Source organism: Chondromyces apiculatus DSM 436 (assembly GCF_000601485.1).
Lineage (GTDB): Bacteria > Myxococcota_A > Polyangia > Polyangiales > Polyangiaceae > Chondromyces > Chondromyces apiculatus.
The window spans coordinates 94,671-110,270 of sequence record NZ_ASRX01000038.1 but is presented as its reverse complement, the minus strand read 5'-3'; the positions used below and the strand labels follow the sequence as shown (position 1 = coordinate 110,270).

The following is a 15,600-nucleotide window of genomic DNA, read 5'->3' as shown; positions in this document are numbered from 1 at the left end:
TCAGGGAGAATCACGCCGGCGAGGGCCGGCGAGGAGCGGTCACGACATGAGCAAGGTGGAGTCGATCGGGATCAAGCGGCTGGAATCCATGCACTACTACGTGCGGGATCTGGAGCGGAGCCGCAGGTTCTACACGGAGAAGATGGATTTTGCCGAGATCGCGTCGAGCTCGCCGGATCTCGAGGCGAGCGCGAAGCAGCGCTCGGTGGCGTTCCAGGCGGGCAACTGCGTGGTGCTCTGCTCGCAGCCCCTCGGCGAGGGCGGACGGGCGTCGCGCTTCCTGCGCAAGCACCCCGACGGGGTCGGCACGCTGGTGTTCGAGGTGGAGGACATCGACCGGGCGTTCCGGCTGCTCGACAGCCGTGGCGGGACGCCCATCGACGAAGTCTACCGGCACGAGGAGGGCGGCGGAAAGTTCGCCTCCTTCTCCATCACCTCGCCCTTCGGCGACACGACGTTCCGGTTCGTGCAGCGCGACGGCTACCGCCCGCTGTTCCCCGGCGCCGTGCATTACGACATCCCCCGGGGCGGCAAGAACGCCTTCGGGATCAACGACTTCGATCACATCACCACGAACTTCCAGACCATGTCCCCGGCGCTCCTGTGGATGGAGCACGTGCTCGGGCTGGAGAGGTTCTGGGAGATCCAGTTCCACACCGAGGACGTGAACAAGGGCTCGGACCACGGCTCGGGGCTCCGCTCGGCGGTGATGTGGGACCCGGCATCGGGGGTGAAGTTCGCGAACAACGAGCCCTACCGGCCCTTCTTCAAGAGCTCGCAGATCAACATCTTCAACGAGGAGCACCGGGGCGACGGCGTGCAGCACGCGGCCATCACCGTGACCGACATCCTCGGCGCCGTGCGCGGGATGCGGGAGCGCGGCGTGCAGTTCATGCCGACCCCCGGCTCCTACTACGACGCCATGCCCACCCGGCTGAAGCAGCTCGGCATCGAGAACATCGACGAGGACGTGGACACGCTGCGGGGCCTGGAGATCCTCGTCGACGGCGACGCGAAGCACTCGTACCTCCTCCAGATCTTCCTCAAGGAGTCGGCGGGGACGTACGCCGACCCGGAGGCGGGCCCGTTCTTCTACGAGATCATCCAGCGCAAGGGTGACCGCGGCTTCGGCGGCGGCAACTTCAGGGCGCTGTTCGAGAGCATCGAGCGGCAGCAGAAGACCGAAGGCAAGGTCGCGTGATCGAGCGGGTCGCCAGGGGCACCTTCCCCCGCAAGCACCACATCGCCCTGCGCGGCGACGACGGCGCGCTGCGGTGGGAAGAGTGCCTGACCCGCAAGGGCTTCGACGGCCTCTACACCATCGCCTACCACGAGCACCGCCCCCACGAGCACCGCGTGGCCAGCGTGGAGCATGGCTTCACGCTGCCCGTGGCAGCGCCCCCGCAGGGCATGGCCAAGCGCCACTACCGGAGCCTCGACGTGCCCGTGCGCGCTGGCGCGCAGGTCGACGTGCGGGTGCCGCTCCTCTTCAACGAGGACGTGGTGGTGGGCATCGCCAGGCCCGACCAGGCCGATCCGGTGTACTACGCCAACGCCGACGCCGACGAGGTGCTGTTCATCTTCCAGGGCGGCGGGGTGCTCCGGACCATGCTCGGCGATCTGCGCTTCGAGCAGGACGACTACGTGGTGATCCCGAAGGGCCTCTTCTACCGGACGCTGCCCGACGCCGGCCCCCAGACGTGGCTGACCGTGGAAGCCCTCGGCGGCGTCCACATCCCCACCCAGTGGCGCAACGAGGCGGGGCAGCTCCGGATGGACGCGCCCTACTCGCACCGCGACTTCCGCGCGCCCACCTTCGTCGGCCCACTCGACGAGGGCATCCGCCAGCTCCTCGTGAAGCGCGGCCACACCTTCAGCGCGTTCACCCTGCAGCACTCCCCGCTCGACGTGGTGGGCTGGGACGGCGCGGTGTACCCGTTCGTGTTCCCCATCCTCAACTTCCAGCCCCGCGCCGGCCTGGTGCACCTACCGCCTGACTGGCACGGCACCTTCGCCGCGCGGGGAGCGCTCCTCTGTAGCTTCGTGCCCCGGGTGGTCGACTTCCACCCCGAGGCGATCCCCTGCCCGTACCCGCACTCGTCGGTCGACTGCGACGAGGTCCTCTTCTACTGCCGGGGCAACTTCACCTCACGGCGTGGCGTGGGCCCAGGGAGCATCTCGTACCACCCCGCAGGAATCCCGCACGGCCCGCACCCGGGCGCCTACGAGGCCAGCCTCGGCGCGCAGCGCACCGACGAGCTGGCGGTGATGATGGACACCCTCCGTCCCCTGATCCCCACCGCAGCCGCGCTCGCGGTCGAGGATCCCGGCTACCAGGACAGCTTTATCTCGTAGTCCCGACGAGGGGACGCGGGTCCCCTCGACCCGCCGGGATTCACTCCCCGCGAACCGCTCGCGCCCGCAGGCGACGGAAGCGTGACTGGGCAGAGCGTCCAGCACGCTGAGGCCGTCGCTCGACGTCACCGGACGCGCGCCCCCCTCGCGGAAGGGACGGGGCAGCCGCGGGGGCGGGCGCTGTCCCTGCACGAATGGTCATGGTACGAGGAGACTTCCTCATGGGTTTGCCGAGGCTCATCACCATCACCTTCAGTCATTACTGCGAGAAAGCGCGCTGGGCGCTGGAGCATGCGGAGGTGGCGTTCACCGAGGAGGCGTATCCCCCTCCCTTCCACGCCACGGCCTCCTGGCGGGCCGGAGGGCGGCGCACCGTGCCGGTGCTCGTCGCGGACGACGGGGTCTTCGCGGACTCGTCCGACATCGTGCAGTGGGCGGATCGCAAGGCGCCCCCGGAGCGGCGCATGTTCGGAGACGGCGCGGCTGAGAGGCGCGAGATCGAGACCCTCGAGGAGCAGTTCGACAAGGTCCTCGGCCCCCATGCTCGCCGCGGCATCTACTTCTACGTGCTGCCCCGCCGCGCCATCATGATGCAGCTCGCCGCGCAGGGCGCGCAGCCCTGGCAGACGGCCATGTTCACCCTGATGCTGCCGGTGGTGTGCTTGACGATCCGCAAGAGCCTGCGCATCGACGCCGCGTCCGCGGCGCGCTCGTTCGACAAGGTGCGCGCCATCTTCGACCAGGTGGGTGAGAAGCTCGCCGACGGGCGGCCCTTCCTGGTGGGCCAGCGCCTGAGCGCTGCAGACATCACCTTCGCCAGCCTCGCGGCGCCGCTCCTCTTGCCGGCGCGCTTCGGGGCGCGGCTGCCGCCGGTGACCGCGCTGCCCCCGGAGGCGGCGTCGCTCATCCACGAGTTCCGCGCGCACCCTGCGGGCGCGTGGGCGCTGCGCATCTACGAGCAGCACCGGGGCGCCTGACCACCGCCGCCGGTCCGTCTCAGGCCCTCGCGTCCCGCTCTCCCCTGGTCCGTCTCAGGCCCTCGCGTCCCGCCCTCCCCTGGTCCGTCTCAGGCCCTCGCGTCCCGCCCTCTTCTGGCAACGGGGGTAGCGACCATCGGGAGCGTAGGGGCCGACAGGCCCCTGCACCAGGGTACGCAGTACCTCAGTCGTCGTCGGGTTCGACGGTCAGGCGGAGGGGCATGCCGTATTCGCGTGCGTGCTCGAGCACCTGGGCGGCCTTGGTCTCGGCGATGTCCTTCGTGTACACGCCTGCGACGCCACGACCGTGCTGGTGCACGATGAGCATGAACGCGGTCGCGGTGGTCTCGGACATGTGGAAGAAGGTCGTCAGCACGTCGACCACGAACCACTTGGTCGTGTAGTCGTCGTTGTGGAACACGACCTGGAAGCGCTTTGCGCGCTCGACCTTGCGCTGACGCTGGACGGCGACGCCGCTGTCCTCGCCGTTGTCCGGGTTCTGCTCGCTCGCCATGACCTCTTTGATCCTACCATTCCCCCGCTGTGACTCGCCACGCTGGGCATGAGGCTGCCCTGGGATAGATAGAGGCTCCACGTGCCCGACGTATTCCCCGGATACGCCCCGCCGCTACACGATGCACCACGCAGCCGCCGCGTTGCTCGTGCGGCCGGAGATCCAGGCGCTGCGGTGAAATGGAAGCACATCATCCGGCGCCTCCGCTTGACCTGCGGCGTCACCCCCTGTTGGCTTGGCTCCATGGATCCTCTCACCCCCGTAGCCGGGCTCTCGGTCGAGCAGTACGCAGAGATCTGCGCCGAGGTCGCGGATGCCCCTCACGACCCCGGCCGCGTCGCTCAGGCCCTGGCCCCGCGTGGCATCGCCCGGGCCGACTGGGAGACGGCGCGCTCGGGGTGGACGACGCGCCTCCAGGACCTCTCGCTCGGTGGCGCGGTGGTGCTGCGCTTCCAGCAGGCGTACCAGGCCGCGCTCACGAACCGACGCGGACCTGCGCCGCTGCTCTCGTTCGAGGACTACGCCGCGGTTTGCGGTGAAGCGATGGCCTCGGGCCTGACGGTGACCTTGCTCCGCGCCGGCATCGAGACCCTGCGCTGGTCGCAGATCGCGTTTCACTGGAATACACGCATTGCCCGCGAGCCGACCCGGTTTGCTCCGTTCATGGCCATGGTCGAACAGGAAGCTGCGCGGCTCGCCTCCGGTGGCGTGCCGAGGCCCGCACCGAAACCCGTGTCGGCACTGGAAGCACCTCCGCCTGAGCCAGCGCATGCGGCTCCCCTTCCTGCAGCCCCGCTGCCCGAGCCCGTAGGCGTGGCTCCCCTTCACCCGGCCTCGCCTCCGCCCGACCCGGCCCGTGGCGCGCCCTTCCAACCGGTCCACCCGGCCTCGCCCCTGCCTGACCCGGCCCATGCAGCGCCCCTCCACCCGGCCTCTCCGGCGCATCCTGTTGCACCGATGACGCCTGCCGCCGGTGCTTACGCGTCGCCTCCTCCGGGCGCCGTGCCCCCTCCAGCGCCTGGGCAGCCTCAGGGTGGCAAACGGCTCGAGCAGCAAGCAGGCCAGGCGGTCGCCTCGGTGGGCTCCGCGCTTGTCTCGGGCTTCAAGGAGCTGGGCTCTGCCCTCGACGCCTTCACCAAACCTGCTCCCCGCGTGGGCGCGGGTGTCCTCGTCACATGGTCGGATGGCAACCGATATCCGGGGACGGTCGTCCAGCTCGCACCCGGTCAGGTCCTCGTCTCCATGTCCGATGGGCGCCAGCACTGGGTCCCGGACACTGCGGTGAAGTCCGGCTGACCTCGGTGGACACACCGACATGCGCGATGCCTTCGCCACCTGAGGCGCTATGCGACCACACCTCCGCGGCTCAGGCACAGAATCCGCTTGACCGATTTTCGTCCCTGACCATACGGTCATAATAGAGACATGGCTGTGCTCGCTGCACGGCCGTACGGTGAGCGCGAATCGATCGACGTATTGATCTCGCGTTGCGGACGGTGGGAGGGTAAAGCAAACCTGCCAGCCGTGACGCCTTTGCGCCTGAATGCGTCACGGATGCCATGCGGCTGCCTGGTATGTGTTGCGCGTCCGTGCCTGTCCGGGGGGGGGAAACGAGCCAGAGCGAGAAACCTCTGGCAGGGTGTACGGAAGAGCCTGAATGCCGGCAGCGGCGTTGGTGCTTTCGTGTAGCCACGGGGGAGGTTTTCGTAGCCACGGGGGGTGAGTAGCCACTGGGGGGGGTCTGTCAGAGTGAATCGTCAATGCATTGCCCGGTCGTTCGCGATCGAGGGGCATCGGCAGGTGCACCAATGAGCTGTTCGGAACGACCCCAGGGGAGCAATGACACCACCAAGCGAACCGCGAACCACATTCGTTCACGAGACATTCGCGGCGTATGCTGCACGACAGCCCCAGGCCGAAGCCATCATCTCCGACGCCGGTCTCCTGAGTTACGAAGCGCTGAATGCGCGGGCCAACCGGCTGGCGCATCACCTCAGGGCCCTCGGTGTGGGTCCGGACGTCCTCGTCGGCCTCTATGTGGAGCGCTCCGAGGACATGATCGTCGCGGTGCTCGCCATCCTCAAGTCGGGCGGCGCCTACGTACCCCTCGATCCTGCATACCCGAGCGAGCGGCTGCGCTTCTTCATCGAGGATTCCGGGGTGCGGATCGTGGTCACCCACCGGGGGCTCGCCGCCACCTTGCCGTACGCCGGGCTGACGGTGCTCGACCTGCAGGAGGAGGAGGCCCTCCTCGCCACGCAGCCTGACGAGGACCCGGCGCGCACGGTGACCCCGGAGCACGCGGCTTACGTGATCTACACCTCGGGCTCCACGGGCAAGCCCAAGGGGGTCGTGATCCCTCACGGAGCGCTCGGCAACTACACCCAGGCGGCCATCGAGGGGCATGGCTCGCGCGCCGGAGACCGCGTGCTGCAGTTCGCCTCGATCAACTTCGACGCGAGCGCGCTGGAGATCTACCCGTGCCTCGCCGATGGCCGGACGCTCGTGCTGCGCGACGATCGCATGCTGGAGTCCATTCCCACCTTCCTCGCGCGCTGCGAGCAGCTCGGGGTGACGGTCCTCAGCCTGCCGGCCGCGTACTGGCACGAGATCGCCGGCAGCCTCGACCGCCCCGGCGTGCGCTTGCCGCCTTCGGTGCGCCTGGTCCTCGCGACCGGCGAGATGATCTTGCCGGCGCGCCTCGCCGCGTGGCGAGAGCGCTTCGGGGAGTGGCCCAGGCTCCTGAACGGATACGGCCCGACCGAGACGACCATCGTGGTGTCGATGGCCGACATCACCGCGCCCGCCGCTCCTCCGGGCGACGAGGCGCGGGAGAGCATCCCGGCAGGGCTGCCCATCCGGGGCGCACGCGCCTGCATCCTGGATCCTGCGCTCCAGCCCGTCGACGCTGGAGCCGTGGGGGAGCTTTACCTGGGCGGTGCGGGGCTCGCGCGGGGGTATCTGCGGCGTCCGCAGCTCACGGCGACCCGGTTCATCCCCGATCCCTTTCACGGTGGCGGCGAGCGCCTCTACAGGACGGGAGATCTCGCGCGCTTCTTGCGGGATGGCAGCCTCGAGATCCTGGGCCGCGCGGACAACCAGGTGAAGCTGAGGGGGTTCCGGATCGAACTCGGAGAAATCGAGAGCGTCCTCTGCGAGCACCCCGGCGTGCTCCATGCCGTGGCGGTCGTCCGGGAAGATCCGCCCGGTGACAGGCGGCTGGTGGCCTACGTCGTCAAGAAAGCCGCGAAGACCTCCGGAGCTTCCGGAGCTTCCAGCGCCGCCGAGACGGGGGCCCATGCGCGCGCGCCCAGCGCGCAGGCCGCAGGAACCATCGTGACCGGCGAGTCCGTGAAGCAAGACGCGGACGAGCTGCGGGCCTTCCTCCGCAACAAGCTGCCTCACTACATGATCCCCTCGCACGTGGTGCTGCTCGACGCGATGCCCATGACCCAGAGCGGAAAGCTCGATCGGGGGGCGCTCCCGGCGCCTGCACGGAGACTGGCGGAGGAGGAGGGCGAGGTGCCCCCGCAGTCGGCCGTCGCGCAGGGGCTCGCCAGCATCTTCGCAGCAGTGCTGGGGCTCGACCGGGTGGGTCTCAGTGACAGCTTCCTGGAGCTTGGAGGTCACTCGCTGCTCGCGATGCAGGTGGTGGCCAGGATCCGCGGCGCCTACCAGGTCGAGTTGCCGCTCCGGCGCCTGTTCGAGACGCCCACCGTCGCCGCGCTGGCCGGGGTGGTGGAGGCTGCGCTGCAAGGGGGAGCCGAGCGCCCCGCGGATCCCGCAGCGTCCGAGGTTGGCGCGTCCGAGGCCGAGGCGTCCGAGGTCGGCGCCCTCCAGGCCGGCGCACCCGAAGCTGCGATCACGCGGGTGCCGCGCGGCCAGCGTATCCCCCTGTCGTGCGCCCAGCAGCGGCTCTGGTTCGTCGACCAGATGACGCCTGGACACGCCTTCTACAACTTGCCGGAGTCGGTCCGGCGCATCGTCGGCCCCTTGAACGTGCCTGCCCTGGAGCGGGCGCTCGCCGAGATCGTCAGGCGCCACGAGGTGCTGCGCACCACCTTCGACACGGATCAAGGTGAGCCCGTCCAGCGCATCCAGCCCCACCTGCGGCTGCCGCTTCCCGTCGCAGACCTTCGTGGCTTCGCGCCCGAGGTCCAGCAATGGATGGCGCGCACCATCCTCGCGGAGGACATCCGGCAGCCGTTCGACCTGCGCGAAGGCCCCCTCGCCCGGGTCAGGCTCCTCCAGCTCGACGAGGAGGAGCACCTGCTGGTGCTCGTCGTGCACCACATCGTGTGCGATGGCTGGTCGCTCGGGGTGCTCTTCACGGAGCTTGGGATCCTCCACGAAGCCTTCGCCTCCGGGCTCCCCTCGCCCTTGCCCGAGCTGCCCATCCAGGTCGCCGACCACGCCGTGTGGCAGCGACGCTGGCTCCAGAACGCGGCCTGCGCGTCGCAGCTCGCGTACTGGCGCAGGAAGCTCGATGGCCTGACCACCCTGGAGCTCCCGACCGATCACCCCCGGCCCTCGGTGCCGACCTACCGGGGCGGCAGCCACCCGGTGCGCCTCCCGGAGGAGCTCACCGCGCGCCTCCGGCGCCTGGGCCAGGAGGAGGGCGTGACGCTCTTCATGACGCTGCTCGCGGCTTACCAGGTGCTGCTCGCGCGCTACAGCGTCGCCGAGGACATCCCGGTGGGTGTCGCTGCCGCCAGCCGGACACACCGCGAGCAGGAAGCGCTGATCGGCTTCTTCGTGAACACCCTGATCGTGCGCGGTGATCTCTCCGGAAACCCGAGCTTCCGCGCGCTGCTCCGGCGGGTGCGGGGCGTGGCCCTGGAGGCTTACGCGCACCAGGACCTGCCCTTCGATCACCTGGTGAACGAGCTGCAGCCCGAGAGGAATCCGAGCCGGCATCCGCTCTTCCAGGTGGGCTTCACCTACTACCCCGAGGCCCCTGCCGCGAGCGCCTCCTCGGAGCTCCGGTTCCTGCCCGTGGACGCGCACAATGGCACCTCGAAGCTCGACCTGCTCCTGATGCTCGCGGAGACGCCGGAGGGCGTCCACGGCACGCTCGAGTACAGCACCGACCTCTACGAGCACGACACGGCGAAGAACATGGTCACGCACTTCCTGACCCTCATGGATGCCCTCACCAGGGAGCCGTCCGGAGACATCTGGACCGCGCGCCTCCTGCCTCGGTCCGAGGAGATGATCCGCCTCCAGGCCCGCGGCACCGAGGCGTCGACGCGCAGGGCCTGCGAGGGCGTCCACGCGCTCTTCGCGCAGCAAGTGGCCCTGTCCCCGGAGGCCACTGCCGTGACCTTCGAGGGCACGACGCTGACCTATGCGGAACTCGACAGGAGATCGAACCAGACCGCGCACCACCTGATCGCCCGCGGCGCCGGCCCTGGCTCACGCGTGGGCCTCTGCATGGAGCGATCCCCGGACCTCCTCGTGGCCATCCTCGCGGTGCTCAAGGCAGGCGCGGCGTACGTGCCCCTGGACCCGGCGTACCCCGAGGAGCGGCGCGCGTTCATGATGCAGGACGCGCGCGTACAGCTCCTGCTCACGCAGCAGCCCCTCCTCGGCGCGATGGCCGGGCACGGCGCCGAGGTCCTCTGCGTCGACGCGGACCTGGACGCCGCCGGGCAATGCCCCACGACACCGCCCGGGTGGCGCGCGACGGCCGAGGACCTCGCCTACGTCATCTACACCTCGGGCTCCACGGGCAAGCCCAAGGGCGTCATGGTCACCCACGGCGGCGTCTGCAACCTCGCGGAGGCCCAGCGCAAGCTCTTCGACATCGGCCCGCAGAGCCGCGTGCTGCAGTTCGCATCGGCGAGCTTCGATGCGTCGGTGTGGGAGATCCTCATGGCGCTCACCGCGGGCGCGACGCTCTGCCTCGCCCGGCAGGACGCGCTGCTGCCAGGACCAGGGCTGCTCGATCTCCTCGACGCGCAGAAGATCGACACCATCACCCTCTCCCCTTCCATCCTCGCGGCGCTCCCCTACCGCGACCTGCCATCGCTGCGGACCATCATCGTCGCCGGAGAGGCGTGCTCCGCGCAGCTCGCCGCGACGTGGGGCCGTGGCCGCCGCTTCTTCAACGCCTACGGACCCACCGAGTCCACCGTCTGCGCCACGGTCTGCGCCACCGCGGGCGCCTGCGCAGCCGGAGGCCGCAAACCGCCCATCGGGAAGCCCATCGACGGCGCTCGGGTCTACCTCCTCGATCGCCACCTCGCGTCCCTGCCCGCGCTCGTACCGGGTGAGATCTACCTTGGGGGCACGGGCATCGCGCGGGGGTATCTCGCCCGGCCCGCGCTGACGGCCGAGCGGTTCCTCCCCGATCCCTTCAGCCCCATCCCCGGCAGCCGCATGTACAGGACCGGAGACCGAGGCCGGGCCCTTGCCAGCGGCGACCTCGACTTCCTCGGCCGCATCGACCGCCAGGTCAAGGTGCGCGGCGTCCGCATCGAGGTGGGCGAGCTCGAGGCCGTGCTCGGACAGCACCCGCGCGTCACCTCGGCCACCGTCGTGGTCCGCGAGGACGCGGCCGGCCAGAAGAAGCTCGTGGCGTACGTCACGACGTCCACCCCCGAGGAGGAAGCGGCCGCATCGCAGCAGCGCCTCGTCGACGCTCCCCCGAGGAGCGAGCCCTCCGGAGCGCTGATCCGCGAGCTGCGCCGGTTCCTGCAGGACAGGCTCCCGAGCACCATGGTGCCCTCGTCCTTCGTGTGGCTCGACGCCCTGCCCCTGTCACCGACCGGCAAGGTGAACGTCGACGCCCTCCCTTCCCCGGAGGAGAGCCGCGTCATCGAGACCACCTACGTGGCGCCTCGCACCGAGATGGAGCGGGCCGTGGCCCGGACCTTCTGCGACGTGCTGCAGGTCGAGAGCGTCGGCGCGCACGACAACTTCTTCGACCTCGGGGGCAGCTCGCTCCAGACGACCCAGGTGCAGACCAGCCTGCGCCAGTCCCTGGGCGTGCGGATCGCCATCATCGACCTCTTCAAGCACCCCACCGTCTCCGCGCTCGCCCAGCTCATCCGGCAGGTGCTCATGGAGCAGGAGACAGTGCCTCGCTCTGCGCCTGGCTCGGGCCTCCGGACACGCGCCGAGCCCCCCGATCGCATCGCCCAGCAGCAGGCCCGCTTGCAGGCAAGGAGGGCGACCCGTGGCCCCGTCTGATCCCTCTCCGCCCGACGCCATCGCCGTGATTGGCATGTCCGGGCGCTTCCCGGGCGCGCCCGACCTCGCGCAGTTCTGGCAGAACCTCCGCGACGGGGTGGACTCCATCGCCATCTTCTCCGCGGAAGAGCTGCGCCGGGTGGGCGTCGACGAAGCCCTCCTCCGCGACCCGCGCTACGTCCCCGCGAGGGGCGCGCTCGACGGCATCGACCTGTTCGACGCGCCGTTCTTTCAGGTCAGCGCGCGCGAGGCGGAGCTGATGGACCCCCAGCACCGCCTCCTCCTTGAGTGCGCCTGGGAGGCGCTGGAGCACGCGGGCTACGACCCGCAGCGCTACGAAGGCGCGATCGGCGTGTTCGCCGGCGCGGAGAGCCTGGACGGCTACTTCCTGAACAACCTCTACCCGAACGCCGCGCTCCGGGCGGAGGTGGGCGACTATCAGCTCTTCCTCTCGAACGACCGGGACTTCCTGAGCAGCAGGGTCTCGTACAAGCTGAACCTGAGGGGCCCGAGCGTGAACGTCCAGACGGCGTGCTCGACCTCGCTGGTGGCGGTGAGCATGGCCTGCGAGAGCATCCTCGGCGGCCGCTGCGACATGGCGCTCGCGGGGGGAGTCTCGGTCAGCGTCCCCCAGCGCGTCGGCTACCTGTACCGGGAGGGGATGATCCTGTCTCCGGACGGGCGTTGCCGCGCCTTCGACGCGGAGGCGTCCGGCACGGTCCCCGGCAGCGGCGTGGGCATGGTGCTCCTCAAGCGGCTCGACCTGGCGCTCGCCGACGGCGACATCATCCACGCCGTCATCCTGGGCACGGCCGTCAACAGCGACGGGGCCTCCAAGGTCGGTTATGCGGCGCCGAGCGTCGAGGGCCAGGCCGAAGCCATCGCCATGGCCATGGCCATGGCCGGCGTCGAGCCCGAGACGATCTCCTACGTCGAGGCCCATGGCACCGCCACCCGCATCGGGGATCCCATCGAGATCGCCGCGCTCAAGCAGGTCTACGAGCCGCGGACGCAGCGGAGAGGGTACTGCGCCGTCGGCTCGGTGAAGACCAACGTCGGTCACCTCGGCGCCGCGGCCGGCATCGCGGGCTTCCTCAAGACGGTGCAGGCCCTCGCGCACCGCGAGATCCCCCAGAGCCTCCACTTCCGCGCCCCGAACCCCCTCGCCTCCTTCGAGGACAGCCCCTTCCACGTGAGCACCCGGCTCACGCCCTGGACCACGGCCGGCGGGCCGCGCCGTGCTGGCGTGAGCTCCTTCGGGGTCGGCGGCACCAACGCCCACGTGGTCCTCGAAGAGGCGCCCCGACAACCGCAGGCGACGCCTTCAGCAACGGACGAGCGCCTCGACGAGCGCCCGCACCTGCTCCTGCTCTCGGCCCGATCGCGCACCGCCCTGGAGGCCGCGACGGACAGGCTCCGGGATCACCTCGCGCAGCACCCGGATCTCGACCTCGCCGACGTCGCCCACACCCTGCAGGTGGGGCGGCAGGCGTTCGCGCACCGGCGGGTGGCCGTGTGCGTCGAGGCATCTCCCGGGGACGGCGGCGCCGCAGCCGCAGCCTCGCTCGACCCGGCGCGCCTCGCCACCACCGTCGCCGCAGCGCAGCGCTCGGTGGCGCTCATGTTCCCGGGCCAGGGCACCCAGCACCTGCACATGGCCTCCCGGCTCTACCGGACCGAACCGGTCTTCCGCGAGCATCTGGACGCCTGCGCCGAGATCCTCAGGGCCGAGATCGGCCATGACCTGCGGCAGATCCTCTACCCCCAGGCCGACGCGCAGAGGTCTGCCGAACTCCTCAACCAGACCGCGATCGCCCAGCCCGCGCTCTTCGCCGTGGAGCTGTCCCTCGCCAGGTTGTGGATGTCCTGGGGCATCGAGCCCGACGCCTTAGTGGGCCACAGCCTCGGCGAGTACGTCGCGGCTTGCCTCGCAGGCGTCTTCTCCCTCGACGACGCGCTGACGCTCGTCGCGCGGCGCGGGCGGCTCATGCAGCACATGCCCCCCGGGAGCATGCTCGCCGTGGCCCTCCCCCCGAACGACCTGCGCGCCCTCCTCGGAGACGACCTCTCCCTGGCAGCCGTCAACGGCCCCTCATCCTGCGTCGCGGCCGGCCCGACCGCATCCGTGGCAGCGCTCGCGGAGCGGCTGACGGTGCGCGGCGTGCAGTCCACGCGGCTGCGCACCTCGCACGCCTTCCACTCCGGCGCCATGGACGGCATCCTCGACGCCTTCGCGGGGGAAGTGAGCAAGGTCGCGCTACGGAGGCCCGAGATCCGCTTCCTCTCGAACGTGACCGGCACCTGGATCACCGACGATGAAGCGACCCACCCGCGCTACTGGGCGCGGCACCTGCGCCAGACCGTGCGCTTCGGAGACGGCCTCGCGGTGCTCTTCGAGGAGCCCACGGCGGTGCTGCTCGACATCGGACCTGGCCACACCCTGGCGACGCTGGCCCGCAAGCACCCGGCCCGCGCCCCCTCGCACGCCGTCGTCGCCGCGCAGCCTGCCCCCTCCGATCCCCGGAGCGACGTCGAGGCCATGGTGAGGGCGCTCGGCGACCTCTGGGCCTCGGGCGTGGACGTCGACTGGCGCGCCTTCAACGATCACCGCCCTCGCCGCCGCGTGCCGTTGCCCACCTATCCCTTCGAGCGGCAGCGGTACTGGGTCGACCCACCAGCGACAGCGCGCGCCCCGGAGAGCCCCCCGAGCGCACAGCACGCGGACCAGAAGGCCTCCTCTGGCGAGACGCCCCCCGCCTTCGCCCCGGCGAGCGCCACGTCCTCGGACCAGGAGGCAAGACCTCCTGCCGCACAAGCCGCACAAGCCGCACAAGCCGCACAAGCCGCACAAGCCGCACAAACCAAGCACCCGCGGCCCGAGCTGCGGAGCGGGTACGTCGCCCCCGGCACGGAGGTGGAGCGCGCGATCGTGCAGCTCTTCGAGGAGCTGCTCGGCTTCCGGCCGCTCGGCATCCACGACGACTACTTCGAGCTCGGCGGCGACTCCCTGCTCTCCGTCCGCCTGAGCGCACGGTTGCACGGCCTCCTCGGTGTCCCCCTCTCGTCCGGGGACGTGCTCGCCGCCCGCACGCCGAGGAACCTCGCGGCGCGCATCGAGGCCGCGCGCTCTCTCCGCCACGAAGCCCCCCCGGCGTCGCCCCGGCCCACCCTCCTCCAGTCCGGGCAGGCCGGGAGCGCGCTGGAGCCGCTCTTCCTGGTCCATCCCATCGGAGGCACCGTGCTCTGCTACGCCCCGCTCACGCAGCGGCTCGGCAGCGAGCGCCCTGTCTACGGGATCGAAGCGAAGGGCCTGGATGGCGTGTCCACCCCCCGCGACCGCGTCGAGGCGATGGCGGAGGACTACGTGGCGCAGATCAAGGCGGCGCAGCCCTCCGGCCCCTACTTTCTCGGGGGCTGGTCCTTCGGCGGCATCGTCGCGTTCGAGATGGCCCAGCAGCTCCGCCGGAGCGGTGAGCGCGTCGCCCTCCTCGCCATCATCGACAGCGGCATCACCGAGCGTGGCCTCCCGCTCAACGAGAGCGACAGCGAGGCCATGCTCGCCTGGTTCGCCGCCGACATGGGCTGGTGGCCAGCGACGCGCCTCGGCGAGCTGGTAGCCCGCATCCGGCAGCGTCCGTCGGGAGCGCAGCTCGACGCCTTGCTGGAGGTCGCGCCTCCCATCGACGCCAGCATCGCGCGCACCCTCCTGCGCATCTTCACGGCCAACCTGCACGCCATGGGGAGCTACGTCCCGCAGCCCTACCCGGACCCGCTCGTCCTGTACCGCTGCACCGAGATGCCGGCCATCTTGCGCTCGGACGTACCCCCCCTCGGCATGCTCCCCGACCCCACCGATCGCACCTGGGGGTGGAGCAAGGTCTGCCTCCGGCCCGTCGAGCTTCACGAACTCCCCGGAGAACACGCCGCGATCCTCAGCGAGCCTCACGTGGCCTCTTTGGCGCAGCTCCTCGCGGATAGGCTCTCCGAGATCTCGGCCGGCGGGGGTAGACTCCGCCCATGAGTGAGAGCACCACCCCCGACCGCAGCGGCGCTGGCGAGCCCGCCACCCCGCAACGCAGGCCCGAGTTCACCGTCACCGAGACGGCGCCCGATCAGTTCCTGTTCTACCAGCGGGTGGTGCTGCGCCAGCCCATCGAGAAGGTCTGGGCCGAGGTCCGCGACGGGCGGCGGCTCGTGGGGCTCGTGCTGCCCGAGGCGAAAGACACCTTCGCCTGGCTCGACGGAGGAAATGCGGAGAAGGTGCCCTCGCGCTTCGAGATCTCGGTCGGCGGCGCCGCGCTCCGCGAGGAGATCACCTTCCGCGACGACGACCACCATGCCCTGCGCTACCGCCTGACCGAGCCTGGGCTGGGCATGCAGACCTACCAGGCGGAGCTGAAGCTCACCCGGGCGGCCGAGGGCACGACGAGCTTCGTCTACGCGCGCAACATCACCCTGCAGCCTGGCTTCAGCGTGGAGGTGCTGAAGCAGGTCGTCGAGAAGGAGATCGCCGACGTGCAGGCGTTCTTCGCCAGGTGATGCCCCCACGGGGGCGCGCCC

Annotated in this window: 8 protein-coding genes; 7 read left to right on the top strand and 1 reads right to left on the bottom strand. The window is 70.4% G+C overall.

The features are described from left to right. The first annotated feature begins 46 nt into the window (after window positions 1–46). The 3 genes from CAP_RS23405 to CAP_RS23395 all read left to right on the top strand — a co-directional run bounded on the left by CAP_RS23405 (window position 47) and on the right by CAP_RS23395 (window position 3,332). Window positions 47–1,201: a 4-hydroxyphenylpyruvate dioxygenase family protein gene (locus CAP_RS23405; protein ID WP_044244821.1), complete on the top strand. Its 1,155-nt coding sequence runs from the start codon at window positions 47–49 to the stop codon at window positions 1,199–1,201. After that, window positions 1,198–2,355, top strand: a complete 1,158-nt coding sequence (locus tag CAP_RS23400) for a homogentisate 1,2-dioxygenase (RefSeq protein WP_044244818.1) — start codon at window positions 1,198–1,200, stop codon at window positions 2,353–2,355. The genes CAP_RS23405 and CAP_RS23400 overlap by 4 nt, the downstream gene beginning before the upstream one ends. A gap of 221 nt (window positions 2,356–2,576) precedes the next feature. Then, window positions 2,577–3,332, top strand: a complete 756-nt coding sequence (locus tag CAP_RS23395; protein WP_052375713.1) for a glutathione S-transferase family protein — start codon at window positions 2,577–2,579, stop codon at window positions 3,330–3,332. A gap of 184 nt (window positions 3,333–3,516) precedes the next feature. Here the strand turns inward: CAP_RS23395 and CAP_RS23390 are convergent, their stop codons facing one another. Further along, the gene (locus CAP_RS23390; RefSeq protein WP_044244815.1) at window positions 3,517–3,846 is read right to left on the bottom strand and encodes an ATP-dependent Clp protease adaptor ClpS; all 330 of its coding nucleotides are present in this window, start codon (window positions 3,844–3,846) and stop codon (window positions 3,517–3,519) included. A gap of 243 nt (window positions 3,847–4,089) precedes the next feature. Here CAP_RS23390 and CAP_RS45375 point away from each other — a divergent pair, with 243 nt between their 5' ends. The 4 genes from CAP_RS45375 (at window position 4,090) to CAP_RS23370 (ending at window position 15,579) form a co-directional block, all read left to right on the top strand. Further along, the gene (locus CAP_RS45375; protein WP_052375710.1) at window positions 4,090–5,142 is read left to right on the top strand and encodes a tudor domain-containing protein; all 1,053 of its coding nucleotides are present in this window, start codon (window positions 4,090–4,092) and stop codon (window positions 5,140–5,142) included. A gap of 543 nt (window positions 5,143–5,685) precedes the next feature. Beyond that, the gene (locus tag CAP_RS23380; RefSeq protein ID WP_081865178.1) at window positions 5,686–11,040 is read left to right on the top strand and encodes a non-ribosomal peptide synthetase; all 5,355 of its coding nucleotides are present in this window, start codon (window positions 5,686–5,688) and stop codon (window positions 11,038–11,040) included. Next, window positions 11,027–15,061, top strand: coding sequence for a type I polyketide synthase (locus tag CAP_RS23375; protein ID WP_052375707.1), 4,035 nt, complete (start codon window positions 11,027–11,029; stop codon window positions 15,059–15,061). The genes CAP_RS23380 and CAP_RS23375 overlap by 14 nt, the downstream gene beginning before the upstream one ends. Beyond that, a complete protein-coding gene (locus CAP_RS23370; RefSeq protein ID WP_044244814.1) occupies window positions 15,058–15,579 on the top strand; it encodes an SRPBCC family protein in 522 nt (173 codons plus the stop codon). Before CAP_RS23375 ends, CAP_RS23370 begins: the two co-directional genes overlap by 4 nt. The last annotated feature ends 21 nt before the right edge of the window (window positions 15,580–15,600 follow it).